The organism is Enterococcus sp. SB12, assembly GCF_030910025.2.
GTDB classification, from domain to species: domain Bacteria; phylum Bacillota; class Bacilli; order Lactobacillales; family Enterococcaceae; genus Enterococcus_B; species Enterococcus_B faecium.
In genome coordinates, this window is sequence record NZ_CP175675.1 from 381,804 (window position 1) to 407,488 (window position 25,685).

Genomic DNA, 25,685 nt, shown 5'->3' on the forward strand with positions numbered 1-25,685 from the left:
TAACTTATGTGTCAAGTGGGTTGACAAATAGCGAATTTAGGACTAAAGTATTCTAGTAGTTTCAGAAAAAATTCAGAAAGAAGGAGAAATATGAGTAACAACCAACCCGTAGATATTTACGGAAAACCATATAATCGGACACTTTTAGTTGTTGTCTTATTAATTGGTACATTTTGTACCGTTTTGAATCAGACCTTATTGACGACAGCTTTTCCTACATTGATGAAAGCTTTCGATATTTCAGCGTCTGATGTGCAATGGTTAACGACTGGTTTCTTGCTAGTCAACGGGATCATGATCCCAATAACAGCATGGCTGATCAATAAATTCAGTTCAAGAAATTTATATCTTTCTGCCATGACGATCTTTTTGATCGGAACAATTACTTGCTTTACAGCACCTAATTTTAGTACATTACTAATCGGTCGCTTGATCCAAGCTTGCGGTGTGGGAGTATCGATGCCATTATTGCAAAATATCATGCTATCTATTTTCCCGCCAGAAAAAAGAGGATCAGCAATGGGGATGTCAGGGATCGTTATTGGACTTGCTCCTGCTTTAGGCCCTACATTATCTGGTTATATCATTGATAACTACCATTGGCGTGACTTGTTTGGTATGGTACTGCCAATCGTTGTTCTTGTCTTGGTTTTAGCATTCTTTCTAATGAAGAGCGTTATTCCATTGTCAAATCCTAGCATTGATATTTTATCCGCTATTTTATCAACGATTGGATTCGGTAGTTTGCTTTACGGATTTTCTAGTGTAGGAGATGACGGCTGGGGGAGCTTGAAAGTAATTGGTTTCTTAGTTGTTGGTGTGATTTTCATCGCATTGTTTTCATGGCGTCAATTACATTTGGAACATCCATTCTTGGAACTTCGCGTATTCAAATCATCTACATTCACGATTGCCGCTGTTTTAGCTGGTGTAACAAATATGGCGATGGTAGGGGCAGAAATGGTCGTACCATTGTATATTCAAAATATTCGTGGAGAATCAGCATTCCATTCTGGCTTGATGTTGTTGCCGGGTGCATTGATCATGGGGGCTATGATGCCTGTTACGGGTGCGATTTTCGATAAATATGGCGCGAAACGTTTAGCCATCACAGGGATGTTCATTTTGACAGCCGCAACTGCACCATTTGCTTTCTTGACAAAAACGACTCCAGTTTTATATATCGTGATCCTTTATGCAATCCGTATGTTTGGGATCTCCATGGTCATGATGCCGGTAACGACTTCTGGTATGAATGCATTGCCAAATAACTTGATCAGTCACGGGACAGCGGTAAATAATACATTCCGTCAAATCGCAAGCTCGATTGGTACAGCTATTTTGATCAGTGTGTTGACGAATGTGACAAAAGTAAATATCCCAAGCAAATCTGTATTGGATAATACACCATTAGCTTATAAAGATCAGGCAATCAATGCCACACTGTCAGGTTACCATGCCGCGTTTATCGTAGCGATCATCTTTGGGATCCTTGGCTTTATTATTGCCTTTTTATTGAAGAAAAAAGAACCTGTTCTAACGAAAGCGGGGGATAATGCATGATTATTGGAGTTTTGATTGTCAGCTTGCTTGCTTTTGCTTTAACGAACGTGTTCGCTAAAAAAACATGGCAAACCTTTTTATCTTTGATTTTCGGACTAATCTTCGTCGCTTCACTAAGTTTGATCGTCGCTAATTTGTCCAATCACTTTGGAATGGAAAAAGTAACGGAAACAAAAACAGAAAAAATTGTTTCCAGTGCTGATTCCCAAGGAGCAGATATGCTTTTGTATAAAGCTTTAGGGAATGGAAAAGAAAAAGTGTATCTTTACCGAACAAATGAAAAACAAGAAAAACCAAAAGCAACTGGTACGGATAACGAAACAAATAAAGTAGAAAAGACAGACGGCGATGCTGAAAAAGTGACGAAAACTACTTATTGGGAATACAAAAACGACATGTATAAATTCTGGTTCAATATTGCTGATAACAATCACGAATATGACAGCCGAGTGAATACATTCAAAATCCCAGAGACATGGGTAGAATTAAGTACGGACCAAGCAGCCAAGTTAGCTGAATTAGTGAAGAAACAGCAAAGTACGATGGAAAGTGAAGCAAAAGCTTATGTTCAAGACGGTATGGTAAAAGCAATGACTGAAAATCCAAAAATGAGCAAAGCAGAGCAAGAACAACGTACGAAAGCCTTAGCTGCTGAATTCCAACAACAAGCATTCGCAAAATTAGTGAAAGAAGCAAAAGGCGAATAATATTTTGAACACCGTGTAGGAGGTTGTGAAAAAGCTGCTCTGCATCAAGCAGTAAGAACAATCAGATAAAAATAGCACTCCATATTTTTCATCTGATTGGGGTTAGTGCCGTAGATGCAAGCTTTTGAACACCGTTTAAGGAAGAGGTTGTGAGCCTGCCGTTTAACTCTGAGTCACAAGGAGCAATTTCAAAAAACAGCTTCTCATGTTTGTTGAATATTGTGACTTGTGACCGAGGAGTTGGCAGGAGAACACCGTTTATTCGAAAAAAGGAACTGCGACAAGACTTTTGTCACAGTTCCTTCTTTTTTTTGCTATGCTATACTAGATGTAAAAAATAGGAGAAATAAAATGAGGGAAATTTATTCTTTTGAATCAAAAATCTATGCTTCCGAAGTCGGCAAGGGCGGGGCATATATTATTTTTCCGTATGATATAAGAAAAGAATTCGGTGCTGGAAGAGTTAAAGTCCAAGCAACTTTTGACAATGTGCCGTACGAAGGCAGTATCGTGAATATGGGTGTGAAAAATCCAGATGGTTCAGTCTGCTACATCCTTGGACTACGAAAAGATATTCGTAAAAACATCGGTAAAGAAATCGGTGATATTGTAGCAGTTACAGTGAAGCAAAAATAAAAGAGGTTGTGACAAAAGACGTGTCACAACCTCTTGATAAACGGCGTTCAATCAGCTGTCCCTCGGTATTAGCTCAAAAACGGCAAAATATGAGAAGCTATTTTTCCATTTTTTTCTCTCATACTCAGGTCATAACGCTGATTTCACAACCTCTTCTTTCATAATGGTTTTTCACCATCTTTATAATAAACTGGTTCTTTGATATGGAAATCTATTTTTTCCAACCAATCTAAAATCTTGTAACCTAACTCTTCTGACATCGGAAAAGAGGCGTTGATTTGTGCATTGGAGATATGGTCAACATGGATACCGGAAGTGATCGTACAACTTCCCAGAACGGCAGTTTTGATGATCACAGCTATTTTTTCGGCTAAGACATCGTCTTTATGGAACCGACCATCGTGGCTAGGGAAACGTACAGTTTGCATCTCTGTATTACGAGAAAATGTAGTGACTGTTCCGATATGTGGTGTATCTCCGCCTGTTAAAGTAATCAATAAGTCTTTACCAATTACTTTAACAGCAGCTTGGATCGTGAAACCTAGTTTTGTTACTTCAACTATCGTTTCTTTTTCCATATTAATCACCTTGCCAACGTTTTGAATGCTCATTTACAATCCCAAATTGATCCAAAAGTTTCATTGTATGGTGATCAACAAGATCTTGGATCGTTTGAGGCTGATTATAAAAAGCAGGGATCGGTGGTATGATTTGCACACCTAGTCGTGCTAATTTAGTCAAGTTTTTCAAGTGAATGGCATTTAATGGCGTTTCACGAGGAACAATGACTAACTTTCGTTGCTCCTTCATTGTTACATCAGCAGCACGTGCAATCAGGTTGGCGCCTAAACCAACAGAGATACCTGCGACTGTTTTCATACTTGCCGGTACGATGATCATTCCATCGGTCAAAAATGATCCGCTGGCGACAGCAGCACCTAAATCTTTGTTTGAATAATGGTAATCAAACAGGCTTTCGAATTCATTTAGTGATAAGTCGGATTCCAGCTTTAAGTTCTGTTTTGCCCATGGACTGATGATTCCGTGTGTTTCTACCATCGGATATTCTTTTAGTTTCTTCACTAGGTTGATGGCATAAATGGTGCCTGAAGCGCCACTTACACCAATCACGATTTTTTTCTTCCGTTGTGCCAATTGTTCCATTTTCCGCACTCCTTTTTATGATGTCAAAACAGTTGCAGATCGTTCATTATTTCAAATATTTTTCCCAATCTTTTACTTCTTGGAATTTTGCACGTACAAAATGTTCTTTCATATCGAAAGGAACTGTACCGTCAAAGATAGTTTTTGCACTCATCCCACGGAAACGAATAGAGCCAGGATTATATTCTGGTAATTCTGATGGGTCCAATGGATGGTTCCTCATTCCTGGGATCACGATGATATCTTTATCTCCTTGGAAACGAGTGTTGAAAGTCCAAACTACATCGTTCATGTCGAAAATATCAACATCTTCATCGACTAAAATGACTGTCTTCAATTCTTTGAAGGCTGATAAAGCAAGAATAGCTGCTTGACGCTGAATACCTTCATCCGCTTTGTTTTCTTTACGGATTTGCATGATGGTCATCAATTTACCACCACCTGCAGGAGGATTGTAGACATTTACTACTTTTCCTGGAATAGCTTTATCGACCAAGGCAAGAATACTTGCTTCTGTAGGAATACCGGCCATAGATACGTGTTCTTCACTGGGACCAATCGTTGTTTGCATGATTGGATTGTCTTTTCGGTGAGTAACTGCTTTGACTTTCACTACTTGTACAGCTGGATTAGCATCCCCAGTATAGCCAGGAAATTCTGGCATTGCTTTTCCTGAGTTCGTGTTGATATCTTCTTGCATTGTTTCATTTGGCATGATTTCTGCTTCAATAATGAATTCAGCACGAGCAATACCCACTTCATCGACTGCTATACCATCAACGATTTGAATAGGTTCGTTACGCAAAGCTCCTGCACACCATAGTTCATTGTAGCCAAGTGGAGTGGTAGGTGGTTCGAAAGTCGTGCCAATGGCAATTGCTGGATCTAAACCAATATTGATAGTGATAGGCATTGGTTTATTCAAGGCTTCGAATTGTTTTTGGAAGTGACCAATGTGGCGTCCGCCAGGCATGATGTACATACCGATCGTATCTTTATCTTCTAGAACCATACGATGGATCGTTACATCGCTCATTGTTTTTTCTGGATCTGATCCTAAGACTACACCCATTGTGATGTATGGACCAGCATCTTCAGGAGTATTTGTAGGTGCAGGCAAAATGTTGCGAATATCGAAGTCTGCATCGGTAGATAGATGAACGACTTCTTGTGCTGGAGCGTCTGCTTTGTCTACTTTCACAGGTTTGATTGGATTTTCTACAGCGTCTTTCAAGAAACGACCAAGTGTTCGATAATCATGGTGCAAAATTTCACCTACACGTTTACGACTAGCCATTGTTCCGATGTTCACACGTGTGCCGGGGAAACCTTTGATATTGTTGAAAGTCATAGCTGGTCCTTCTTGAGTCGGACGTTTTACTGTACCGCCAGCACCGATATAACGGTAAACACCAGATAATTCTGCTTCAGGATCGATTTCAATATCTGTTTCGTGATATTGACCTGGAAGTGTTTTTAGTTCTTCGATGACTTTTCTTAAATCATACGGTTGATCTGTCATGAGAGATTCCTCCTTAGTTGTCTTTACCTATCTATAGTAAAAGGTGAAAAAGAGGAAAACAATTCAACTTGTTCGGTAAAGTATTCTACAATGGAATGGATGCGTTTTTTTGATAATAGAATAAACTATGATATACTTATCACTAAAAGAAAGCGTATACTTAAAATTAACAGAAGGAAAGTGAAAAAATGGAGGAGTCATTTCCTAAAGCAGTAAAAGTGGAAAATATAGCGAATATTTTGAAAGTTACATTTGAAAACGGAGAAGTAAAATACGTGAAATCTCATTGGACAGAAGAGATAACCGATGCCTTGCAATTTGGAAAAAAAGGAAGAGGAAAAAGAAAAAATCTTCTCGCACTTTCTCGTAATATGTGGATTGGGACTGAAGTAACGATTGAAGCAGATGGAACAGTATTCATAAATGGAAAAGACAGGTATACGCCAGAAGAGTTGTGGTACAAAGGAAAGAAAAGTATACCAGAATTATAAAAAATAATTAAAAAAAACAGCGCGAAACAAGGAACATATTACTTCCTCGTTTCTTGCTGTTTTCTACTATTTCAGCGCTCTTATGACTCAAATATAAATGTGGTTGTCACAACCTTATTCTGCACGCAAAGCGATAGCGGCGTCTTTTTTCGCTGCCATTCGTGCAGGAAGATGACCGCCAAGCATCGTCAATATAGTAGAGACGATCACTAGAATAATCGCATGGACAGGATTTAGTTGAGCAACATTTTTTAGATCCGTCATGTTGTATAAGATGCTATTGATAGGGAACGTAGCTAGCCATGCAATAAACACACCTAATATCCCAGAAGAAATACCTAAAATACACGTTTCTGCGTCAAATACGCGAGTGATGTCTTTTTTACGTGCACCTAAAGCTTTTAGTACACCGATTTCTTTTGTCCGTTCAATCACAGATGTATAAGTAATGATACTGATCATGATCATACTTGTTACTAAAGAGATCCCTGCAAAAGCAATAAGGACATAAGTGATAGCATCCATCAATCCGCCAGTCAGTTCAGTCATCGTTCCAGCTAAATCAGTATAAATGATTTTATCTTCATCTGATTTGCCTTTATTGTAATCATCTAGATAATCCAAGATCTTTTCTTTGTCTTCAAAATTGTTCGGATAAATCATGATACTTGAAGGCAAGCTGTCTCCACCTAAATAACTAAGCAATGTTTGTTTGGCATTTTCGTCAACTTTTTCAGTAGTTAAGACATTTACATCACTGTCTCTTTGAGCTTTGACGATTTCTGATTCTTTGTTTTCGTTGACGATTTGAGTCGTTAATTGATCGCTATAAGCGATTCCTGGAGATAAGAGATTCATTGTAGAAGAAGATTTCACGCGTAGGATCCCCGAGATCTTCAATTCATCAGAAGCATTCTGATACATCGCATTATAATCTGTATTAGGGATAAAATTCCCAGTTGGAAGTTTTGTATAGTAAGTATTGTTGTTTACTAATTTGAATGTTGTACCAACGATATCATCAAAATCAAGTTTTTCGTCTTCTTTCACATCAAATCCAAGATTCTTCAATGCGTTGATATTAGTATTATTATTGCCGTCTACGATCAGCACGACATCTGTTGCTGAGGCTGGATAACTTCCGGCAAGTAAAGAATAATTGTCTTTTAAAAAGTTTTCTTTGCTAGTGTCAAGCTGTGTAGGGAAACTTGACACTCCCACACCTGTCATTGTTGACATCGTACTAGATAAAGAAAGAGATTCCGTATCAGGATTTTGATTCGAGAAGCTGACAGGCTGTACTTTGCCATTTACATCACGTAAAAGATTGATTCCTGTAGTACGGGTAAATCCGATATTATTACTTAAGTTAGGATCGATGTCTGTTACGTAATCGACGTATGTTTGATCAATCTTATTCGTGTGCTGTGCTTTATCTTCTTCGCTGACTTTTGCAGTAATCGTTTTGCTGTCTGGATAATCCGCTTTGCTTGCACCCAATCCGGCATCGTCACGAGTCTGGTTAGTCGTTACCTTAGAAATAGTAATCGGAAATTTCGCCATCGTTTCAGCTTGCGTGTTATCGATTTGTTTTTGGAATCCAGAAGAAAGGGACAGAACGATCGCGATTCCGATGATCCCAATGCTGGAAGCAAAGGAGGTCAAGAAAGTACGTCCTTTTTTTGTTCGGATATTGTTGAAGGAAAGCTTCAACGCTGTCCAAAAACTCATCTTTGTTCTGCGTAAGTTAAATTGATCATCTTTTGGTCGTTCGATGTGAGGATGGGAATCTGTTAAGATCTTACCATCAGAAAATTCAATGATCCGATCTGCGTATTGATGGGCCAATTCAGGATTATGTGTGACCATGATCACTAATTTTTCTTTCGATAACTCTTGGATCAATTCCATGATCTGGATACTTGTTTCTGTATCTAACGCTCCGGTTGGTTCATCGCACAAAAGGATGTCTGGGTCATTGGCTAGTGCTCGAGCGATGGCCACTCGCTGCATTTGTCCACCAGATAACTGATTTGGCTTTTTATGCATATGATCTGTCAAGCCGACCCGGTGCAATGCATCTTCTGCCCGTTTTCGTTTTTCGTCTTTAGAAACACCACTTAATGTCATCCCAAGCTCAACGTTTTCAATAATGCCTAGATGACCAATCAAGTTGTAACTTTGAAAAATGAAACCGATAGAGTTGTTTCGGTAGGCATCCCAGTCACTGTCCTTAAAGTCTTTAGTAGACTTTCCATTGATCACCATATCACCGGAATCATAATTATCTAGTCCACCAATCACATTCAGCATAGTCGTTTTACCAGAACCACTAGGACCTAAAATCGCTACGAATTCTTTTTGTCTGAAAGCGACAGACACACCATCCAATGCTTTGGTGGTGGTTTCGCCGACTTTATAATATTTTTTTATATCTTTTAATTGAAGCATAATCACCCTTCTCCCGTATTGAAATATTCGGTATACTAATAAGTATATCAGAACAATGATCGTAGTATACGAAATAAATGTTAACTGAAGATGAACTACAAGAAAAAATCTAGAAATTTTTCAAAAAACAGAGGGAGATCAATGAATCGTATTTTAGTAGTAGAAGATGATCCGCAATTACAGTTGCTTTACCGTTCTGTGTTGGAACGAGCGGGCTTTTCAGTCATCACCGCACTGAATGGAGAGGATGCGCTGAAAAAACTAGAAGCGACACATATAGAATTGATCATTACAGATGTCATGATGCCTGAAATGGATGGCTATGACTTGGTAGGATCATTACGTAACGCCAGATTCGACATGCCAGTTCTGATGATTACAGCAAAGGCTGATTTCGAGGACAAGAAACGTGGATTCAAATTAGGTGCAGATGATTATATGACAAAACCCATCGATGTCAATGAAATGATCCTGCGTGTGGAAGCATTGCTTCGACGTTCAAAAATCAATTACAGCAGTATCTTGACGATTGGGGCAAACAAAATTAGAGCTGGATACTTATACAGTGGTACAAAATCAGCATTCTTTTATTCTGCCTCAAAAAGAATTTCTGCTTCTGTATAAATTACTGTCTTATCCAAACAAGATTTTCACTCGCCAGCAGTTGATGGACGATATTTGGGGATTAGACACGAATACAGAAGAACGAACGATCGATGTACATATCAAACGTTTAAGGACCCGTTTTGAAAAGACAGAAGATTTTCAAATCATCACAGTACGGGGACTAGGCTATAAGGCGGTTATTTAAAGATGAAAAAGAAGCTATTTTCACAATTATGGATCTATTTTGCTAGTATCGTATTTATTTCGATCTTAGTAACACTGCTGTGTTTTCTTGGTTTTATTTTCTTATTGTCTCGACATTCTATCTCGCCTGCTGAATCGGCTGGAAAACCAACGTTATACCCGTTATTCGTCTTTGCGGGGTTCAGTATGGTCGTGGGTACAGGAATATCGATTTTTGTTGGGCGGCGTATCCTGCATCCAATCAGTGCGCTAGGGACAAATATGAGTCTGGTAGCAACGGGAGATTTTTCGATTCGAATGGATGAACAGCAGAAAGTAGCAGAAGTACAGCAACTGTATAAAGATTTCAACGTTATGGTCCAAGAACTCAATAGTATCGAGACACTGAGGAATGACTTTGTGTCCAGTGTATCCCATGAATTCAAAACACCACTAGCAACAATCCAAGGATATGTTCAATTGTTACAAGCCCCAAATCTTTCTGACGAAGAACGCCAAATATTTTTATATCGGGTCATCGAAAGTATCACGCAGCTTTCACAATTAACAGAGAACATTTTAAAATTGAACAAACTGGAAAACCAGCGTATCCAACTGGAAAAGAAAGAGTATCGATTAGATGAACAAATCAGAGAAGTAATCGTTTTTTTGCAGCCTAAATGGGAAAAAGAACAGCTAGAATTGGATATCGAACTTGCTGCAGTAAACTATACAGGTAATGAAAAGTTTTTGTACCAAGTGTGGCTGAATATCATGGATAACGCCATAAAGTACAATCAAGTCAATGGAAAGATTCATATCAAACTATTTGAGACAGCCACAGAGATTGTACTGGAAGTGACTGATTCAGGTGTAGGAATGAATGAAGAGACCAAAGATCGAATGTTTGAAAAATTTTATCAAGGAGATACAAGTCGTCAAATTTCTGGGAATGGGCTAGGACTTTCACTGGTCAAAAAAATTCTAGAACTGCATGATGGACGTATTGATTATAGCAGTATCGAAGGAGTAGGAACGACAGCAATGATACGGTTAAGTAAACAATAGGAAAAAGAATAAAACCCCTAAAAATTCTATCGAAGGTTTTTAGGGGTTTTTAGTCGTTTTTTGTGATTAGGGAAATGTTCTTACGGTTCTTTTGGCATAAAAATCGCTGCTTTCCTATTGAACTACGAGAAATGTTAGAGGTGTTATTGAAACAAGGATATGATGCAAGAAAGAGAGCGAAAGTCATGAGTCGCTCTCTTTTTGGATGGATAGATAGACAGAAAATGAAGGGCTTAGTTCTCTTCTTGTCTCAAATACTCCCAAAATGTGTCTGAAGCCAAAGAATGTTCACCGATTTTACGCGTAAATGCGAGATAACTTTCTTTTGTTGGAGAGATGGAGAGGATCACAGTATTTTCTTTTAACAGATTTTTGACTGTTTTTTCCATAACAATAGCAATCCCCATGTCATTTGCAATCATATTGATGATCAAGTCGATTCTTGCTCCTTTATAAGAGATTTTTGGTTCAAATCCAGCTTTGCGACACAGATCTAGTGCAGGTTGATACAAGTTCGTAGTGGGGCCAAGGAGCAAAAAGTTCTCCTTTTTCAGTTCGCTTAGATCCAATTTCTTTTTACTAGCTAAAGGATGATTTTTAGGTAGAACTGCTACAAAATCGTCTGTTTCAGTAGGCAACCACTCAATCGAACTCGGCGGGGCCTGGAAACTTCTAGCAAAGTGGATCGTGTCACTATGTTCATTGGCGTCATTGTAAGTTAATTCGACACTTTCCACTTCTTTCAACTGGACTGTAAATTCAGGATGGCGTTTCAAAAAGTCGGTGATTTTGGAAAAACCTTTATAATTGATCATTGTCGGTATCGTTAAGATATTTAATGAAAGATTGTTGTCTTTCGTATAGGTTTCAAGCACTTCTTGCATAGCATGGTATTGTTCTACGACATTTTTTACATATGGGAGCAATAAGCTTCCAGCTTCGGTCAATTCGATTTTTCTATGGGCGCGTTCGAATAATTTGACGTCTAATTCTGTTTCTAACGAAAGAATCTGTTTAGAAATATTTCCTTGGGTGGTGAATTGTCGATCAGCAGTTTTGGTGAAATTCATTGTTTCGGCTAAATCAAGAAAAACTTCGAATTTATGGATATCCATCATATTCCTCCTACTTATTCCAATAAAGAATACTTTAACACAAAAAATGAATTGGTGTAATCTTCTCTGTCTGTTACAATCTTTCTTGCAGCGAAAGCAATAATTACAGAAATTTTTCTGATTTTTTTCGCTTCGTAGAAAAAGAGAGGAGTTTTTTGATGCCAACTGGAGTTTTGATCAATGTAGGTTCCGTTTTGCTTGGCGGACTAATTGGCGGATTAGTAGGAAATAAATTAAGTGAACATTTTAAAGCACAGCTGACGATGGTTTTTGGTGTGTGTTCGATGGGGATGGGAATCTATTCCATTGCGCCGATGAAAAATATGCCGGCTGTTATTTTTGCTTTAGTGATAGGAACAGCGATTGGTCTGATTGTTCATTTAGGTAATGGGATAAATAAGGGGGCTGCGCTGATGCAAGTACCTATTTCTAAAATCTTCCCTAGTGAAAAGCTTGGTATGACCCACGATGAATTTATCAGTACATTAGTGACGGTCATTGTTCTATTTTGTGCAAGTGGTACGGGGATCTATGGAAGTTTAGATTCTGGGATGACAGGAGACAGTACGATTTTGATTTCTAAATCTGTCCTTGATTTTTTCACAGCAGCTATTTTTGCGTGTAATTTAGGGTATGTCGTTTCTGTGATAGCAATTCCCCAATTCATTATTTTTTATATTTTGTTCTTATTGGCAAAATTTATTTATCCATTGACTACACCAGACATGATCTTAGATTTTAAAGCTTGCGGCGGATTCTTGATGGTCGCTACCGGTTTTAGAATGATCAACGTGAAAATGTTCCCAGTAGCTGACATGATACCTGCAATGATCGTTATCATGCCACTAAGCTGGATGTGGACAAATTGGATTATGCCACTGTTATAATAAAAATCAAAGAGAAGCCATTTTTTGCTGACTAAAAAGGATCAAATCTTTTAGTCAGTTTTTTTGTATTTGACAAACTAATTTTGAAACTATATTATATGTTGTATAATATAGATTGAAATAAAATATTACACTTGAGAATAGAAGGTGACGTAATGCACATCCAGATTCCAACTGTTCTTCTTGATGGTACTGTGCTAGCAGCATTAAGCAAGGAAGATATGTATGGGTATGCCTTAACAAAAATCGTACAAGAAAGTCTCTCTGTCAGTGAATCTACACTATATCCGGTTTTGAGAAGATTGAAAAAAGAAGGATATCTTGAGACCTATGATGAACCTTTTGAAGGCAGAAACCGTCGATATTACTCGTTGACACCAATGGGAAGTCGTCATTTAGAAGAAATTATTGATGAATGGATTGTTTTTCGAGATTCTTTAGACCGGTTATTGGAGGAGAGCACAAATGAATGAATATTTGAATGAAGTTGTGGATCATCTTCAAGAAATTCCTGAAGACGATCGTTTTGATTTGATCCAGTATTATGAGGAATATTTTTTAGATTCTGGAAAAACATTAGATCAGATCATTGATGAATATGGTACACCAAAGCAGTTTGCCTTAAAATTAAAAATCAGTTACTTTTCAGAAGAAGAACAAGCAGAAAACGAGTTAGTGAAAAATCCAAAAAGACAAATTCGCCTGATTTGGTTAATCATTATCGGTTTATTTGCTTCTCCTGTCCTCATTCCACTAGCACTGGGGTTTATATTGGTTATTGGGGGACTATTGGTTGCTTTACTAGCGCTCATTTTTAGTATCTATGTTTTATGTATCAGTATCTTAGGTGTTGGCCTATTCATGATCATATCAGGAATAAGTGTGTTTGGACAATCGATTCTGAGTGGATTATTCTTTATCGGTGTCGGTCTGTTCGCCACAGGAAGCGCAGTATTTATTTCGCCACTGTTGCTGAAAGGAACAAAAGGGCTTTTTTATGTCATGATGAACTTTGTTAAATGGATGGGACGACGTTTTATTACAAAAAGAGATCTGCATTCAGCGGGCGTTTGAAGGAGGACACATAAATTGAGATTGAAACATTTTTTGATTACCGGTATTGGTCTGATGCTTACTGGTGGCCTCCTAGCAGGTGCAACTTATACATTAGGCGCTCAAAAGAGTCTGACTTGGGATAATGGTCCTCGGTTGATCGATATGGTTACTGAGACAAAAAAAATCAAGGATGCAAACAAAATCGTCATCCATGCAGAAAATCAAACAGTTTCGGTCATACGCGGATTGGATTTTGAGATAAAAACGACTTATGATAAGACAGAAAAGCCAGAAATAAAGGAGAAAAATGGCGTGTTGACTGTGAATGCAGTCAAAAAATCAACAGGTGCAATCATTAGTTTAGAAGACACAAGTGCACAAATCACTATTGTTGTCCCTGCAGATCATGAATTATCTGAATTGACAATCGAAGGGAATAATAGTGCAATTGATATCAACGAAGTATCAATCAAAAAAGTGAATACTAAGACACATGATGGCTGGGTATCGTTCAATGAATTTACAGGAGGAACAATAACTGCGAAAGATGAATTAGGCTCACTTCGACTAGATGAGGCCAATGTGGATAACTTGATCGTCACAGGTGAAAACAGCAACTTCCATCTAGAAGACAGTTTGATCAGCAAAGAAGGAAAAGTCATCCTAAACGGTGGTAATTTATCTTTGCATGAGATGGAAAACAGTGGCTATACTATCCAAACGTCTGGTGAATCTTATATTGAAAAAGACTACCAGCCAATAACAAATACTTTGTTAGAACAAGGACAGAAAAAGCTAAAGATCACTGCTAAAGACACATCGATCAATATTACGACGGATCAAGAGGACAATGAAACAGATTGATCCTGTACTCAACTGGATATTTTAAGAAAAAACAGCAAAGATCCTTCCAATCTTTGCTGTTTTTCATCGCTTAACGCACATAACTATAGTAAAATAAGAAAGAAAATATCTAAAAAGAAAACAGGGTGAAAGAGTATATGAAGGTAGAAGAAGGTCAAAGAGAAAAGTTAAAGACAGAAATGGAAAGATTACATACTTATATCACTCAACTAAGCCAAACCTTCTATGATCCAGACAAAGAAAAAGTGATGGTTAATTACCCGAACAATTCAGAAGGTCGCCAATTAGAGCAAGTGTACCATGAAGTTTTCAAACATTTATTGACGGTGAAGAAAGAGCTGGATTATTATTCTTTACCGATTATCGATACAGGAATATTGAAGTATGATGGGAAGAAGGAACGATTTATCTTTAAATCTGTTCGGGAAGATTTGCCTCTTTCAGCAGGGATGGATCTAGAGGTCTTGGTAGAAGACTATTTTACAGAAGAAAAGCACTGGGTTCGAACAAAATTGGATTATTTACCGCAGGCAGCCGGAGGGACACAGGCAAGCGGTTGGTACATCACTGAAGACAAAGAGTTAGAACTAGAAGGTGTAATGGCGCGTATTCGAAAAAAAAATTAAAAAAGTAACATTAGATATTTATTGAAGGATAAAGGAGCGCAGGAAGTAGTATGAGAGAAAAAAGAGCATTTTATATCAATGGTTATGCAGGGATTGTCGGATTGGTCGTATTAGCTTTAGTTGGATTGTTTTTCTTCTATTTAGGCATGTGGCAAGCGAAAGTTTGGGCACTTTTTTTAAGTATTTTTCTTTGGTTGATCACGTTATTGTTGTTAAGTTCGGCAACTGTAGTCAGTCCTAATCAAGCAAAAGTAATTTTGTTTTTTGGACAATATTTAGGTACGATTCGAGAAAATGGCTTTTTCCTTACGATACCTTTGGCACAAAAAATGACTGTTTCGTTGAAAGTTCGGAATTTCAATAGTTCTGTTTTAAAAGTCAATGATTTGGATGGAAACCCCATCGAAATCTCAGCAGTAGTAGTCTTTAAAGTCGTTGATACAGCAAAGGCATTATTCGATGTAGCGTATTATCAAGATTTTGTAGAAATCCAAAGTGAGACAGCCATTCGGCATATCGCTAGCCAATACCCGTATGATACATTCAATGAGAATGATTTGACGCTTCGAGGAAACACGACGGCAGTGTCTGACGAGTTGCAAAAAGAGCTGCAAGAGCGTTTAGCAGTAGCAGGTGTCGAAGTAATCGAAACACGCTTGAACCATTTAGCCTATGCAACAGAAATCGCTAGTGCCATGCTCCAACGTCAACAAGCAAAAGCCATTTTGTCTGCTCGACAAACCATTGTTGAAGGAGCTGTCACGATCACTAAAATGGCCTTAGAGCAAATCGAAGATGGACAAGAAATCAATTTCACCGATGATCGGAAAGTCCAATTGATCAATAATTTACTTGTCTCAATCATTACAGACAAAGGAACGCAACCTGTTATCAATACAGGCGACATGAAAGACCGTAAGTGACATACTTTTTGTAAGATAGGAAGAAGGAGTTTAGGACGGATTATTGTCTTGAACTCTTTTTTTAGTTGTTTTAAAGAAAATGACAAAATTGAAAGAAGAATGATAGTTGATTCGAAGGCAGAATTGTTCGCTTTTTTCTATAATCAGTATATAAAGTAAGAGAGAAGGGGAAAAAGTGAAAAAACTTCTGATCGGTCTACTTGTTTTCATCGTTGTGGTACTTGCAGGGGTGAAAATCGCAGATTACGTAGTTATGGGTGGAGAAGAATACTATGTACAAATTACGACAGATGGTACAAAAACAGTTTCAAAATCAGACTCTGGACAAGAAACAGTCAACTATAGATATATCCTGCCTGGCTATACGAAAGAGGGTAAGGAAAAAGAACTGGACTTCAAGGGACAATTGACTCGACCGCTTCGTAAAGGAGCATATTTAAAAATCACCTGGAACAAAAATAAAGGTGTCACTTCGTATGAAGAAGTCGAAAAAAAAGACGTGCCGAAAACAGCACTGGAAAAACTAATTAAAGGGTAGGGAAAGAAATGAACAAAATAGTCGAAGTACAGAATGTAACAAAAGTATACGGAAAAAACAATGAGAAAAAGACGCAAGCATTAAGCGGCATCAGCTTCGATGTAGAAAAAGGCGAATTTATTGGGATCATGGGCGCTTCTGGTTCTGGTAAATCGACACTTTTGAATATTTTATCCACATTAGATAAACCAACAGATGGGCATATCCGAATCAATCAAAAAGATGTGACTACATTAAAAGGAAATCAACTAGCAGATTTTCGTGCGAATGAGATTGGCTTTATTTTCCAAGACTTTAATTTTATGATTTGTCAAATTAAGCTAGAATAAAATGCTTCTTGTACATAGCTCAAAAATATTTCGATTGGTGTTCTGTAATTCAATGATTTTCTTGGAATATGATTACGTTGATTGCTGACACTGGAAATAAATGTCTGATTCACTTCTCTAAAATCCATTGATTTCGGCAGTCCATTACGACGCAGAATCCCGTTAGAATTCTCGTTTAATGGGCGTTGAGAAGGTGTTCCAGGGTCCGCAAAATATATATCAATATTATGTTGGTTACTAATGGCTTTCCAGTTAGAAAATTCTTTTCCACAGTCAAACGTAATAGATTTAAAGAAGTTTTTAGGGAAGCGAGAAAACCATTGATTAAGGGCAGTTTCAATATCTAATGCCTTACGGCCGTTGGGTTTAATCGTGATAATGACTTTAGATAACCTTTCAACTAAAGTAATGACGGCACTTTTATGATGAATGCCAACGATCGTATCACCTTCAAGGTGACCAAACTCAGAATTGAAATCAGGATAATTATCAGGTCGATCATGGATTGAGCGCTGATACTGTTGTTTTCCCCGTTTTTCCTGATGGCCATTGGGTTTTCTTTTACCTTTCATCGGTAGTGTGTCAATATCAAATATTCCTTTAGAAAATAAACGATAAAGTGTTCTCATACCGCATGAAACAGGCCTTTCTTTTCGCCCGATAATGACGTCAGGCGTCCAACCAAGAGTGACTTTCTCTTTAATGTAATCTACTTCATGAGCAGGTAATTGAATGACTTTTCTCCCACATTTTTTCTTATTTTCTTTATACTGGTGCCAATAATCAAGAGCAGTCTTGCCTTGCTTGAACTTATTGACTACATTATAAATAGTTTGTATAGCACGTCCCATTCGGTTAGCGATTTCAACCGGCTTATTATGTTGAAGATAATATGATTCTATCATTGTCAGTTCGTCTATGGTAAGATGTTTGTAGGTCATTTATGGTTACACTCCTTTGTTTTCTTTCGTCGGAAATACAATTTGAGTGTACCATAAATGCCTTTTTATTTTTCTAACTTAATTTTACAATTCGCGTTTATTAGAAAGCTTGACAGCACAAGAAAATATCGCTGTTCCTCTTTCTTTACAAGGCGTCAGACCAAAAGAAATCAAGCAACGTGTCCAAAAAATTGCAGAACGTTTATCCATCTCTCATATTTTGGAAAGCTATCCTTCTGAGATTTCCGGTGGACAAAAACAACGGGTCGCCGCCGCACGTGCATTGATCACACAACCAACGATTCTATTAGGGGATGAGCCTACAGGTGCGCTGGATTCCAAAAGTGCCCGGGATCTTTTAGATACGATGGACGAATTGAATACAAAAGATCATGTATCGATTCTTCTTGTGACGCATGATCCGTTTTCTGCAAGTTATTGCCAACGTATTTTATTCATCAAGGATGGCGGTATCCATCAAGAAGTGAAACGTGGAGATCAAAGCCGTGATTCCTTCTATCGAGAAATACTATCTATTCTTGGAAACTTGGAACAGTAGGGGGAGATTGACTATGCTTTGGAAATTATCACTTACTGGGATCAAGAGCCGTTTAAGAGACTACCTGGTGTTATTCTCAGGATTAGTTATGGCATCTGCTATTTTTTACATGTTTGAATCAATGGCAAGCAACGAAGCTTTTTTGAAAAGTAATACGATCGTTGCGGCTACAGTTATCATTTTCCGATTCGGTTCTGTTTTACTAGGGATCATCACATTCGTTTATATTTTATATGCAAATTCCTTTTTGATGACGATGCGGCAAAAAGACTATGCAATGTTTATGATGCTAGGAGCAAAAGGCAGAAAAATCGCACAGATGATTTTTTCTGAAACATTCTTAGTAGGGATCGCAGCTACTTTAGTGGGTTCAGCTGTCGGTGTAGGATTGACAAGTATCGTCCACCGATTATTAGTGGATCAGTTAGATCTCAATATTTCGCATTTTACACCTTTTAGTATTCACGGGTTGTTGATCACTGTTTTGTTTTTTGCTGTTTTGTTTTTATTAGCTGCTGTTGTCAATGCTTTTTCGATTGTCAAAAAACCGATATTAGCATTGATTCGTGCGGATCAGACACCAACAAGAATCAAGCAGCATAAATTCTTGTTTTTCCTTGAAGTAGTACTGGGGATTGCTTTTCTAGGCTGCGGTTACTATATGATGAAACACGTGGGGACCTATCAAGTCTTTGGTATAGGGGTAGCCTTAGTTACGATCGTATTAGGAACTTATTTCATTTTCCATTCTGTGATCGTTTTCTTTTTATCATTACTAAAGAAATCAGAACAGATTTCATTGAAAAAATTGAACAATTTCACATTGTCACAGTTAAACTTTCGTATTCGTGAATATACACAAATGCTCTCAATGGTCGCTATGCTGTTTGCCTTGGCACTGGGCGCTTTGACGGTAGGATTAGGTTTTAAAAATGAAATTGCAGACTTGACAGAAAACAATTCTGGATATGATCTAGTGATGAATAATCCTCGGGCAGAAGATCAGCAAAAAATCAAAGAACTTTCACCAACACTTTCTGCTTCTTATACTCAAAAAGAAGATGCGGGAACGATTTACTATAATGCAAGTGAATTTGCGGCTCAACCATTGATCATGATAAAACATGAAGATGGAACACCGCCGAAGATCACGAAAGAAAAAGTTCCTGCTGAAAAAATGAATGAACTGACTGTACAAGAGGAACTTCGAAGCTATGAATTGCCGGAACAGCAAGAAAAAGAAATCAAGGTAGTCAGTCAATCAGAATTTGATCAACTGAACTTGCCACAATCCACTTTACAGCTAGTTCAGGTAAAAGACTTCCAAGCAAACCTGAAACCAATCGAAACACTTGTTGCTCAAAATAAAATGAACAATCCATCTTTGCAAAAAGTAGAGTACAGCAACCAGAAATATGAAATGTATGAAGTGTATAATGGTCTATTCTCTGGTTTTGAATTTATGGGATTCTTCCTAGGTTTAGCTTTCTTGACCATGCTTGCTAGCTGTTTGATGTTCAAGATCTTGTCAGGAAGCAAGAGTGACATTGCTCGTTATGAAATGCTTGAAAAGATAGGAACACGACGCGGGTTGCTTAAACAATCGATCCGTAGAGAAGTAGGCGTGTTATTCTTAGCACCAGGAATCTTAGGTGTAGTCCATGTCTTATTCGGATTACAAATGTTTGGTCTATTCATGCAAAATCCATACAAAGATATTTGGGTTCCGTTTACGATCTTCTTCGTATTGTATTTCATCTACTATGTACTGACGACATGGTTATATACTGGAATCGTATTGAAAAAGAGATTGTGAAAAAGCTGTCCTGCATCAAGTAATAAGAACAGCCAAGCAAAAATAGCTCCTCATATTTTTCGTTTGGTTGGGCTTATTACCGCAGATGCAAGCTTTTGAACACCGTTTGTTCGGAAAAAGAGGTTGTGACAATATTTTTGTCACAACCTTTTTTTCACGGTCTTTTATTAAAATATAGTAAATTTTTTCTCGTTACTCACGGAATAAGCTGTTAAGAAAACGGTTTCCATGTATACTGGAATCAGTGCAAATGAAAGAAAAGAGGGTGCAAGGAACATGGAAATCAATGAACAAAATTTTGGCGAAAACTATCACTTGATTACGATCACGAATCAAAATGGGACATCTTTGTCTGTCAGTGATCTTGGGGCACGGGTTGTTCATTTTCAAACAATAATCGATAATGAAAAATGAGAGTTGATCTTAGGTTTTGATGAAGCAAAAGAATATCTAGAAAAAGACCCTTATATCGGTGCTTCAATCGGACGTATGGCTGGACGGATTACGAATGGCACATTCAAATTAGATGATGAAACGTTCGAAGTAAAAACAGACCCGGACACTGGTCATTGTTTACATGGTGGTGCACCTAGCTTTGAAGCCAAGCAGTGGCATTATACAGTCATCAATGGTGAAAACGAAGCATCGGTCATTTTCTATCAGACTAGCCCAGATATGGAAAACGGATTTCCTGGAACTTTAGATGTAGAAGTACGGTATACGCTGACGAACGATGATACATGGCGAGTGACGGTCCAAGGGATCAGTGACCGCAAAACAGTATTCAATCCTACAAATCATGTCTATTTCAATTTAACCGGTGATCCAGCACAGTCAATCGACGAACATATACTTTGGTTGAATAGCCGATTATTTGCTACGCTCAATAAAGATACAACGCCTACAGGAGAAGTAGTTTCAGTAAGTGGCACAGCATTTGACTTCCAACGTCCTAAAAAATTAGGTGAGGTCTTTGCCAGTGATTTTCGCCAATCAATGATAGTGGGCGGTATCGATCATCCATTTTTGTTGAAAAAACAATCTGGTTTACTAAATGCTGCGGAATTGACAAGCCCAGATGAAAAAGTATCGATCCAAGTAAAAACAGATGCTTCAGGAATCGTGATTTTTACAGCAAATTTTGGAGAAGATGGACCGGAAATGCGCGGGAATAAATTAGTAAATCATGGCGGTATCACATTTGAGACTCAAGAACTGCCAGGAGCGGAGCGACTTGAAAGTTTTGGAGATGTCACTCTGGAACCTAACCAAGTACGCGAGTTTGTAACGGAATACAAAATAAATATAAAGAAATAGAATAAATTAAAAAGGGAGTGTGACAGTGTCACATCCCCTTTTTAATTTATTCTATTTCTTTAAAGGCAGATCAAGCCAGAATGATTTGTCTAAACTTAACAAGGTTAGTACAGGAACAGTTGCAGCTTTAACTGTACGAGTAGTTGTTTCTGGTATCTGTCTTGCCGTAAAATTGTTCCACAAATCCCAGATTGAAGCGACACGGAAGATGGAAGAAGCGTTGTTGACGCGTTTTATCGTTGAAAATTCTAATCCTGTGATTGGCACGCCATCTGTTGTCCATTTGATTGGCACATCGAATCGCTTAGACATATTGAGGATTTCAGCGTTTGCTTCTTCAGTTGTTGCTGCTTCTTTTTTCGGTTCATCATATTTTGTCAGGTCGTACGCTTCGATGATCGCGTTCAATTTTTGTGAATATTGGCGATCTGTAGCATAACTTCCTTCCAAATATTTGGTTGCTTCTTTGTAGTCTTTTGTTTCCGACTTCCAAGTTGGTTTGTAGAAATCAGGATTGCCAGTCAGTCCATTTTTGATCAAGTCGGCATAGTCTTTCAAACTTTCCTTGTAAGAAGGATATTTACGGAATTGTGCGCGGATTTGGTAGCTTTGTCCGGAACTATCTTGTTCAAGTGTATTGAAGGTCACGCTGCTTCCATTATATGATCCTTTGATACCAAAAAGGTTATGATTTGGTTCGCTTGATAATAAGCTGTTTCCAGATCCACTTTCAAGGATAGCTTGAGCCATCATGACTGATGCGTAGATTCCTTCTTTTTGCCCGATTTCCTGTGCATCATCTGCAATCTTTTTCAAGAACTGATCAGTTGTTTGGTTTTGACTGAAATGGAACGAGCCATCTAATCCATCTAAAATAGATGAACCAGTTAGCGAGCCTGAAGCAGCAGGTAAACCTGCTAAGTTTACTCGGACAGCAAAATCAGGCGTGAAATCTGAAATAGAAGTTACTCGAACTTTATCTCCTGGTTGGGGCGCATGGATAAATTGTCCGTTCCCAATATAGATACCTACATGGTGAGTAACACCGGAAGAAGGTCCCCAGAAGACGAGATCGCCAGGTTGGGCCTGACTTACTGGAATCTGCGTACCTGCATATTGCTGTTCGCCTGTCCAGCCACCGATATAATGACCGGTTGCTTTCATATATACGTAATAAGTCAAACCAGAACAGTCAAAAGTATTTGGACCTTTTGCTCCCCATACATATGGTTTTCCAAGATGCTCGAATGCTTCTCGAACGATTGCTTGTTGGACATTCGTTGTATTTGTAGGCAATACAGCATCAATTGGTGATTTTACAACAAAATCAGAAGAAGCAGAAGATGGATTCTCTATACCGCTTTGATTTGCTGTATTTGGACGAGATGAAGCATTGTTCGTTCCGCCATTCGATGAACCATTGTTTGGATGGTTTGGTTCTCTCTGAGTATTTCCATTGTTATTCGATCCAGATGGGTTTGTTTGATTCGAAGAATTCCCGTTGTTCGAATTATTGTTATTATTGTTTGAATTATTTGAACCATTATTATTGTTGTTATTGTTGTTATTACCCACATCTGGTTTGTTTGGCGTTTCCGGATCTGGTGTACTAGGGACTTCTTCACTAGGATCAGTTGGTTTCTCTGTTGAAGTATCCGGTACAGGTTCAAATTCTGCAGTAATAGATAAATTGTTCGTACCTACTGTAAAGGTCTTTGCATCATAATTTACTTCTTTGGCACCATTAACAGCGACTGAAGCAATTTGTTCACCTTCAGCTGGCGTAATAGTGTAAGTTACCTTCGTTTCCGCTGATAAACCTTCTACCGTTCCACTTTCCGTAATATCCAAAGGTTGCTGTTCAGGGGAATCCGCTGTCGAAGCAGTCAGTTGGATCTTACCAATCAAAGAAGGAGCAATTGTAAGGGAATATGTCTCGGCTGGCTTTTCATTTTCTGATGGATCAGCCGGATCAATTTCAGTTGGCTCGGTCGATCCTGTTGTTGAGTTAGTTGTTCCAGTTGGGTCTTCTGTAAAAGAATCCGTTGTTTCACTAGTAGCTGAGCTGGATGTAGTCGTATCTGTTGTGACTGTTTGACCAGCTGTTTGATTATCTACGGCAAATACGGTATTGGTCGACAAAACAGACGGAGCAATCAGCCAAGTAGCAGCTAGCAAACGTATCGTTTTTTTATTTTTCATAATAAACTAGTCCTTTTCCTTTCATTGATTTTCTGTCTTATTCAGCATTCATTAGACATTTTTTGGAACAGATAATCGTGTCGAAAAGCTTTTTCTTTTCATAAATCTGTCTGTGTATTCTAAATAAAACAATTTGTAAATAAGCAACGAGCATTCATTCGTTTTTCTTTGACGTTCATTTTATTGCATAGACCACCTTTGTTTGGGGATAAAAATGGTTATGCATATGTAAATTATACCAAAGTTTGGAAAGTATCACAAAAATTTATAAAAATAATGATCCTAAAAAGAAAAAGACTGAAATATGTGATAAACATCTCATACTTCAGTCTTTTTCATTAACTATTCATAAGACATTAGGTCTTCATCAAACTCGCTAACAAGAGTAGTGATCATTGCTACGACTAGACTAACAGCCAGTCCTGCTAAGTACCAGAAAAAAGTACCGGAAATGAATGCAGGCAATGTGGTCAGACTACCAAATACAAAAGCGATCGCTTTCACTTGGGCAAATCCCATTACAGCTCCACCAACAGCTGCACCAATGCAAGCAGCAACAAATGGTTTTTTCAATGGGATCGCAATTCCGTAAACAGTTGGTTCGGTCACTCCCGCAAGTAAAATCGAAACAAAAGCAGAACCGGAGATCGAACGGGTTTTTGAACGTTTACTTCGCAGAAATACACCTAAAGCTGCACCAGCCATTCCAAAATTGGCTGCTCCTGTCAACGGAACGATTCGGTCGAACCCATAAGCAGAGATATTACTGATCATGACAGGGTTTACAGCCCATTGGATACCAAATATTACCAAAATATTCCAACCACCAGCGATGATTGCGCCACTGATCGGTCCGTTAATATCCATCATCCAAGTAATTGCGGCAGCTAAACCTTCGCCAAGGTAAACACCCGCAGGCCCGAATACCATTAACGTCAAAGGAACCGTGATAACTAATGAAAGTAAAGGTACAAATACTAATTGCATATTTTCGCGAATATATTTTTTGAGGAATTTTTCAACAAAAGAATAAAAGAAAATACCTAAAATCGCCGGCATGACAGTAGACGTATACTGCATCAGTACTACAGGAATCCCCAGAAAATCAGTAGCTGCTTTGCCACTGTCTGAAAGTGAAGAGGTCAGATTCGGTTCAATCAGTGCTGCAGCAATGACAGCCGCAATATATCCATTCACTTTAAACGTTTTGGCAGCAGAAAAAGCAAGAAAGATTGGCAGAAAATAAAAGACGGCATTCGACGCAGCAGACAAAATATGATAAGTTCCGCTTGTTTCACTAAGCCAGCCAATCGTAGTCGCTAAAACAACCAGACCTTTTAATATACCAGAACCGGCAAACAGCGGAATGATCGGCGTAAAGATTTCCGATATCAAACCAAATAGTTTTTCGATCGGATTTAGCTTTTCTTTCGGAGCTGAATGATCGATTTGACGCGTCAATTCCTTGTAAGCAGGAGCCAATCCCTGATCCATGATTATTTCTGCATATCTATCGAGTAAAATGAAATACTTAATGGAAGGGATTTGCTGTTTTAATTTTTCTGCATTGGCTACTGGCTGTTTTTTCAATTTGATACGAAGCCGAGTCGCACATGGAAGGACAGAATCAATATTGTCTTTTCCTCCCAACTGTTCAATCAGCATATGAATCTGCTCGGACAGTACCATCTGTTCAGGATTCATTGTCGTTTCCATTAGAAGACCACTCCACTCACTAATATAATATTGGCGTAAGATGTCATTTCGCCTGTACGAATAAATGCATGACAGTTATTCAACTCTTTTTTCATTTCTTCATGTGGGATAAAGCTAATCGGTGTATCTGGTAACAATAATTTGATTTTTTCCAATATTTCCGGGTTCATTGTCTTTATTTCTTCCGCCAATTCAATCGATTGTACCTCGAGTTCTTCTAAAACGTTTTCTAAAACAGATAAAAAGCTTGGAAGACCGTTTGAGACAGCCAAATCTATTTTTTCAGTACCAAAGGGGACAGGCATGCCTGCATCCCCGATACTTAATTTATCAAAGTGCCCCATTTGTGCGATTACTCGTGAAATATCTGAATTGATTACTTTTCCTTTTTTCATGTTTGTTTCT

The 25,685-nt window shown here is 38.2% G+C and carries 22 protein-coding genes and 4 pseudogenes; 17 read left to right on the forward strand and 9 right to left on the reverse strand.

The window, feature by feature from the left end:
- The first annotated feature begins 90 nt into the window (after window positions 1-90).
- From RBL01_RS01825 to RBL01_RS01835, 3 genes are all read left to right on the forward strand, one after another.
- On the forward strand, window positions 91-1,563 hold the full coding sequence (locus tag RBL01_RS01825; protein ID WP_002319556.1) for an MDR family MFS transporter: 1,473 nt from the start codon (window positions 91-93) through the stop codon (window positions 1,561-1,563).
- Window positions 1,560-2,270, forward strand: a complete 711-nt coding sequence (locus tag RBL01_RS01830; protein WP_002286342.1) for a DUF4811 domain-containing protein — start codon at window positions 1,560-1,562, stop codon at window positions 2,268-2,270. The genes RBL01_RS01825 and RBL01_RS01830 overlap by 4 nt, the downstream gene beginning before the upstream one ends.
- Before the next feature lie 351 nt (window positions 2,271-2,621).
- Window positions 2,622-2,906, forward strand: coding sequence for a DUF1905 domain-containing protein (locus RBL01_RS01835; protein ID WP_002286335.1), 285 nt, complete (start codon window positions 2,622-2,624; stop codon window positions 2,904-2,906).
- Between the two features lie 158 nt (window positions 2,907-3,064).
- Here the strand turns inward: RBL01_RS01835 and RBL01_RS01840 are convergent, their stop codons facing one another.
- The 3 genes from RBL01_RS01840 to RBL01_RS01850 are packed head-to-tail and all read right to left on the reverse strand — an operon-like array spanning window position 3,065 to window position 5,592.
- Window positions 3,065-3,484: a hypothetical protein gene (locus tag RBL01_RS01840; RefSeq protein WP_002319198.1), complete on the reverse strand. Its 420-nt coding sequence runs from the start codon at window positions 3,482-3,484 to the stop codon at window positions 3,065-3,067.
- A 1-nt stretch (window position 3,485) separates the two neighbouring features.
- Window positions 3,486-4,070 carry a UbiX family flavin prenyltransferase gene (locus tag RBL01_RS01845; RefSeq protein ID WP_002319199.1) on the reverse strand — a complete coding sequence of 195 codons (585 nt, stop codon included), beginning with the start codon at window positions 4,068-4,070 and terminating at the stop codon, window positions 3,486-3,488.
- A 46-nt stretch (window positions 4,071-4,116) separates the two neighbouring features.
- Window positions 4,117-5,592 (reverse strand): UbiD family decarboxylase, encoded by a 1,476-nt coding sequence (locus RBL01_RS01850; RefSeq protein ID WP_038809532.1) that lies wholly within the window; start codon window positions 5,590-5,592, stop codon window positions 4,117-4,119.
- A 188-nt stretch (window positions 5,593-5,780) separates the two neighbouring features.
- Between RBL01_RS01850 and RBL01_RS01855 the strand changes: the two genes are divergently transcribed.
- Entirely contained in the window at window positions 5,781-6,083 is a 303-nt protein-coding gene (locus RBL01_RS01855) for a hypothetical protein (protein ID WP_002286327.1), read from the forward strand.
- 114 nt (window positions 6,084-6,197) lie between these two features.
- Here RBL01_RS01855 and RBL01_RS01860 read toward each other — a convergent pair whose 3' ends face one another.
- Window positions 6,198-8,534: an ATP-binding cassette domain-containing protein gene (locus RBL01_RS01860; protein WP_038809533.1), complete on the reverse strand. Its 2,337-nt coding sequence runs from the start codon at window positions 8,532-8,534 to the stop codon at window positions 6,198-6,200.
- A gap of 141 nt (window positions 8,535-8,675) precedes the next feature.
- Between RBL01_RS01860 and RBL01_RS01865 the strand changes: the two are divergent.
- Window positions 8,676-9,345, forward strand: a pseudogene (locus RBL01_RS01865) (response regulator transcription factor).
- Between the two features lie 2 nt (window positions 9,346-9,347).
- Window positions 9,348-10,391 carry a sensor histidine kinase gene (locus RBL01_RS01870; RefSeq protein ID WP_002319204.1) on the forward strand — a complete coding sequence of 348 codons (1,044 nt, stop codon included), beginning with the start codon at window positions 9,348-9,350 and terminating at the stop codon, window positions 10,389-10,391.
- A 233-nt stretch (window positions 10,392-10,624) separates the two neighbouring features.
- On the opposite strand, the gene RBL01_RS01875 is transcribed toward RBL01_RS01870, so the two are convergent.
- Window positions 10,625-11,506 (reverse strand): LysR family transcriptional regulator, encoded by an 882-nt coding sequence (locus tag RBL01_RS01875; protein WP_025478232.1) that lies wholly within the window; start codon window positions 11,504-11,506, stop codon window positions 10,625-10,627.
- 158 nt (window positions 11,507-11,664) lie between these two features.
- Between RBL01_RS01875 and RBL01_RS01880 the strand changes: the two genes are divergently transcribed.
- From RBL01_RS01880 to RBL01_RS01915, 8 genes and pseudogenes are all read left to right on the forward strand, one after another.
- Window positions 11,665-12,393 (forward strand): DUF554 domain-containing protein, encoded by a 729-nt coding sequence (locus tag RBL01_RS01880; RefSeq protein ID WP_002294613.1) that lies wholly within the window; start codon window positions 11,665-11,667, stop codon window positions 12,391-12,393.
- Between the two features lie 155 nt (window positions 12,394-12,548).
- Window positions 12,549-12,866 carry a PadR family transcriptional regulator gene (locus RBL01_RS01885; protein WP_002286315.1) on the forward strand — a complete coding sequence of 106 codons (318 nt, stop codon included), beginning with the start codon at window positions 12,549-12,551 and terminating at the stop codon, window positions 12,864-12,866.
- Window positions 12,859-13,467 (forward strand): DUF1700 domain-containing protein, encoded by a 609-nt coding sequence (locus tag RBL01_RS01890; protein WP_002286313.1) that lies wholly within the window; start codon window positions 12,859-12,861, stop codon window positions 13,465-13,467. Before RBL01_RS01885 ends, RBL01_RS01890 begins: the two co-directional genes overlap by 8 nt.
- 54 nt (window positions 13,468-13,521) lie before the next feature.
- Complete coding sequence (locus RBL01_RS01895) at window positions 13,522-14,313, forward strand: DUF4097 family beta strand repeat-containing protein (protein ID WP_002322196.1); 792 nt, start codon at window positions 13,522-13,524, stop codon at window positions 14,311-14,313.
- A gap of 137 nt (window positions 14,314-14,450) precedes the next feature.
- On the forward strand, window positions 14,451-14,939 hold the full coding sequence (locus RBL01_RS01900; protein WP_002286309.1) for a DUF5348 domain-containing protein: 489 nt from the start codon (window positions 14,451-14,453) through the stop codon (window positions 14,937-14,939).
- Between the two features lie 50 nt (window positions 14,940-14,989).
- Window positions 14,990-15,862, forward strand: a complete 873-nt coding sequence (locus RBL01_RS01905) for an SPFH domain-containing protein (protein WP_002319206.1) — start codon at window positions 14,990-14,992, stop codon at window positions 15,860-15,862.
- A 175-nt stretch (window positions 15,863-16,037) separates the two neighbouring features.
- Window positions 16,038-16,400, forward strand: coding sequence for a YxeA family protein (locus RBL01_RS01910; RefSeq protein WP_002286306.1), 363 nt, complete (start codon window positions 16,038-16,040; stop codon window positions 16,398-16,400).
- An 8-nt stretch (window positions 16,401-16,408) separates the two neighbouring features.
- A pseudogene (locus RBL01_RS01915) lies at window positions 16,409-16,705 on the forward strand (ABC transporter ATP-binding protein); the annotation flags it as partial.
- Window positions 16,706-16,710: 5 nt separating this feature from the next.
- Here RBL01_RS01915 and RBL01_RS01920 read toward each other — a convergent pair.
- Window positions 16,711-17,670, reverse strand: coding sequence for an IS30-like element IS6770 family transposase (locus tag RBL01_RS01920; protein WP_115235099.1), 960 nt, complete (start codon window positions 17,668-17,670; stop codon window positions 16,711-16,713).
- An 82-nt stretch (window positions 17,671-17,752) separates the two neighbouring features.
- Between RBL01_RS01920 and RBL01_RS01925 the strand changes: the two are divergent.
- The 3 genes and pseudogenes from RBL01_RS01925 to RBL01_RS01935 all read left to right on the forward strand — a co-directional run.
- Window positions 17,753-18,229: pseudogene (locus RBL01_RS01925) on the forward strand (ABC transporter ATP-binding protein); the annotation flags it as partial.
- A 13-nt stretch (window positions 18,230-18,242) separates the two neighbouring features.
- Complete coding sequence (locus tag RBL01_RS01930) at window positions 18,243-20,045, forward strand: ABC transporter permease (RefSeq protein ID WP_307780906.1); 1,803 nt, start codon at window positions 18,243-18,245, stop codon at window positions 20,043-20,045.
- Window positions 20,046-20,321: 276 nt separating this feature from the next.
- Window positions 20,322-21,362 (forward strand): annotated as a pseudogene (locus tag RBL01_RS01935) (aldose epimerase family protein).
- Between the two features lie 51 nt (window positions 21,363-21,413).
- On the opposite strand, the gene RBL01_RS01940 reads toward RBL01_RS01935, so the two are convergent.
- The 3 genes from RBL01_RS01940 to rbsD all read right to left on the reverse strand — a co-directional run bounded on the left by RBL01_RS01940 (window position 21,414) and on the right by rbsD (window position 25,675).
- The gene (locus RBL01_RS01940) at window positions 21,414-23,564 is read right to left on the reverse strand and encodes a glucosaminidase domain-containing protein (protein WP_002318529.1); all 2,151 of its coding nucleotides are present in this window, start codon (window positions 23,562-23,564) and stop codon (window positions 21,414-21,416) included.
- Window positions 23,565-23,906: 342 nt separating this feature from the next.
- The gene (locus RBL01_RS01945; RefSeq protein WP_307780905.1) at window positions 23,907-25,280 is read right to left on the reverse strand and encodes a PTS transporter subunit EIIC; all 1,374 of its coding nucleotides are present in this window, start codon (window positions 25,278-25,280) and stop codon (window positions 23,907-23,909) included.
- Window positions 25,280-25,675 (reverse strand): D-ribose pyranase, encoded by a 396-nt coding sequence (gene rbsD / locus RBL01_RS01950; RefSeq protein ID WP_002318531.1) that lies wholly within the window; start codon window positions 25,673-25,675, stop codon window positions 25,280-25,282. The genes RBL01_RS01945 and rbsD overlap by 1 nt, the downstream gene beginning before the upstream one ends.
- Between the last annotated feature and the right edge of the window lie 10 nt (window positions 25,676-25,685).

Excerpts from the sequence above, each read along its gene's own strand:
- RBL01_RS01830 (WP_002286342.1), top strand. The coding sequence starts at position 1,560 with ATGATTATTGGAGTTTTGATTGTCAGCTTGCTTGCTTTTGCTTTAACG.
- RBL01_RS01850 (WP_038809532.1), bottom strand. The coding sequence starts at position 5,592 with ATGACAGATCAACCGTATGATTTAAGAAAAGTCATCGAAGAACTAAAA.
- RBL01_RS01870 (WP_002319204.1), top strand. The coding sequence starts at position 9,348 with ATGAAAAAGAAGCTATTTTCACAATTATGGATCTATTTTGCTAGTATC.
- RBL01_RS01840 (WP_002319198.1), bottom strand. The coding sequence starts at position 3,484 with ATGGAAAAAGAAACGATAGTTGAAGTAACAAAACTAGGTTTCACGATC.
- RBL01_RS01875 (WP_025478232.1), bottom strand. The coding sequence starts at position 11,506 with ATGGATATCCATAAATTCGAAGTTTTTCTTGATTTAGCCGAAACAATG.
- RBL01_RS01880 (WP_002294613.1), top strand. The coding sequence starts at position 11,665 with ATGCCAACTGGAGTTTTGATCAATGTAGGTTCCGTTTTGCTTGGCGGA.
- RBL01_RS01860 (WP_038809533.1), bottom strand. The coding sequence starts at position 8,534 with ATGCTTCAATTAAAAGATATAAAAAAATATTATAAAGTCGGCGAAACC.
- RBL01_RS01835 (WP_002286335.1), top strand. The coding sequence starts at position 2,622 with ATGAGGGAAATTTATTCTTTTGAATCAAAAATCTATGCTTCCGAAGTC.
- RBL01_RS01885 (WP_002286315.1), top strand. The coding sequence starts at position 12,549 with ATGCACATCCAGATTCCAACTGTTCTTCTTGATGGTACTGTGCTAGCA.
- RBL01_RS01825 (WP_002319556.1), top strand. The coding sequence starts at position 91 with ATGAGTAACAACCAACCCGTAGATATTTACGGAAAACCATATAATCGG.
- RBL01_RS01845 (WP_002319199.1), bottom strand. The coding sequence starts at position 4,070 with ATGGAACAATTGGCACAACGGAAGAAAAAAATCGTGATTGGTGTAAGT.
- RBL01_RS01855 (WP_002286327.1), top strand. The coding sequence starts at position 5,781 with ATGGAGGAGTCATTTCCTAAAGCAGTAAAAGTGGAAAATATAGCGAAT.
- RBL01_RS01945 (WP_307780905.1), bottom strand. The coding sequence starts at position 25,280 with ATGGAAACGACAATGAATCCTGAACAGATGGTACTGTCCGAGCAGATT.
- RBL01_RS01930 (WP_307780906.1), top strand. The coding sequence starts at position 18,243 with ATGCTTTGGAAATTATCACTTACTGGGATCAAGAGCCGTTTAAGAGAC.
- RBL01_RS01920 (WP_115235099.1), bottom strand. The coding sequence starts at position 17,670 with ATGACCTACAAACATCTTACCATAGACGAACTGACAATGATAGAATCA.
- RBL01_RS01905 (WP_002319206.1), top strand. The coding sequence starts at position 14,990 with ATGAGAGAAAAAAGAGCATTTTATATCAATGGTTATGCAGGGATTGTC.
- rbsD (WP_002318531.1), bottom strand. The coding sequence starts at position 25,675 with ATGAAAAAAGGAAAAGTAATCAATTCAGATATTTCACGAGTAATCGCA.
- RBL01_RS01940 (WP_002318529.1), bottom strand. The coding sequence starts at position 23,564 with ATGAAAAATAAAAAAACGATACGTTTGCTAGCTGCTACTTGGCTGATT.
- RBL01_RS01900 (WP_002286309.1), top strand. The coding sequence starts at position 14,451 with ATGAAGGTAGAAGAAGGTCAAAGAGAAAAGTTAAAGACAGAAATGGAA.
- RBL01_RS01890 (WP_002286313.1), top strand. The coding sequence starts at position 12,859 with ATGAATGAATATTTGAATGAAGTTGTGGATCATCTTCAAGAAATTCCT.
- RBL01_RS01895 (WP_002322196.1), top strand. The coding sequence starts at position 13,522 with ATGCTTACTGGTGGCCTCCTAGCAGGTGCAACTTATACATTAGGCGCT.